Here is a 1288-nt window from a genome sequence, read left to right as displayed (position 1 = left end):
CGAGATCAGCTCGAATCCGCGCCTCGGATCCAATAGGCGCACCCATTCGTCGATCACGGGATTTGCCGCTGCAAAGAGCGACAGGAATATGAGAAACAACCCGACCGGCGCGATCCAGGCGATCAGCGTCCCCGCAGACCGGATCGTCTTGCGCCTGCTCCTCGACAGTCTTCGCGCACGAAGAACATCGCCGATCAGCCAGAACGGGCCGACGAAGGGTAGACTGCACGCGCGGCGGAGTTGTGAGGGCCAGACGCCGCCGCCGCCGAAAGTCATGACCTGCGCAAACATCAGTGTCGCTGCGGTGGCGACGAGAAACGACAGCCAGGAGATGTCCTCCATAATGGCCAGCAGAGCGAGAATAAATGCTGCGGCGGCGACGCTCCGCAGTCGCATGTTCGCGCGAACCGGATTGGCGACGATCGTCAGCAGACCAATTGCGCCGAGGAACAGGGCGAGCGACAGGCCGACGGCGGCACGATCGACGAACAGCCAATCGGCCAGAGCCGCTGCCGCGGCGGCGAGAGAGAGCCTGAGCGCCAGCCATTGCATGGGCGGGCGATGGGACAGAGAAAATTCAATCATCGCGTGCTTTCCTTTGGCGATGGGCAATCGGGAAAGGAATGACGTTGCAGAGCCGTGGGCGGTGGACAGGGAATGGCGCGATTTCCGCAGGCGGCTGCTCGGTACGGCGGGCGAGCCACCAGCCGTCATTCACGAGCCGGGGCGGCAGGCGTTGGGCGCAGAGTGGGAGGGAGATGACGTCAGCCATGCTCGGACAATGCGCTTCAGCTTTGCAGCGCTGTTGCGGGCCGATCGCAGAATTCGAGTATTATCGTGCAGTTTTTGTGCAATCGGCGGTGGGACCGGGAGCGGCGCCGATGCGATCAAGGCTGCGAGGAAGAGAGATGACCGCGTTCGGAGAAGACCTGATACAGTCTCTTGGCGAAGCGCTGGCGCACATGAAGGGCGAAGGGCCGGCCGTCGTTCACGCCTCGCTAGATCGGCGCGAGGTCCGCAAGCACGGTGGGCTGACGCAGGCGGACATGGCTCGCCTCATGGGGAAGAGTCTATCCGGGTATCGCAAATGGGAGCAGGGTCAGCGCGCAGTGGCCCGGCCGCCATGTTGCAGCGCGTGATCGCACGGGAGCCGAAAGCCGTCAAAAGGACGCTTGAGGCTTGACGCGCGCCGATTTCTTCGCGGCGGTTTTATTGGCATTTCCGTGCTGAAAGCGCCGGTGCTGTCGCGCGAGTTTCGATGTCCGATAAGGTTGGTTTATCGGACATA

General features: G+C 62.7%; 2 protein-coding genes. One reads left to right on the top strand and one right to left on the bottom strand.

Translation table 11 applies throughout. From position 1 onward, the window contains the following. A partial coding sequence (locus A1351_RS07975) for a DUF4153 domain-containing protein (protein ID WP_371441468.1) occupies positions 1-585 on the bottom strand: 585 nt, incomplete at its 3' end. Positions 586-623: 38 nt separating this feature from the next. Here A1351_RS07975 and A1351_RS26170 point away from each other — a divergent pair. Next, positions 624-1139: a helix-turn-helix domain-containing protein gene (locus A1351_RS26170; protein ID WP_371441467.1), complete on the top strand. Its 516-nt coding sequence runs from the start codon at positions 624-626 to the stop codon at positions 1137-1139. The last annotated feature ends 149 nt before the right edge of the window (positions 1140-1288 follow it).

The sequence above is a fragment of the Methylosinus sp. R-45379 genome (genome assembly GCF_001644125.1).
GTDB lineage: Bacteria > Pseudomonadota > Alphaproteobacteria > Rhizobiales > Beijerinckiaceae > Methylosinus.
This window is presented reverse-complemented; position numbering and strand designations above follow the sequence as displayed.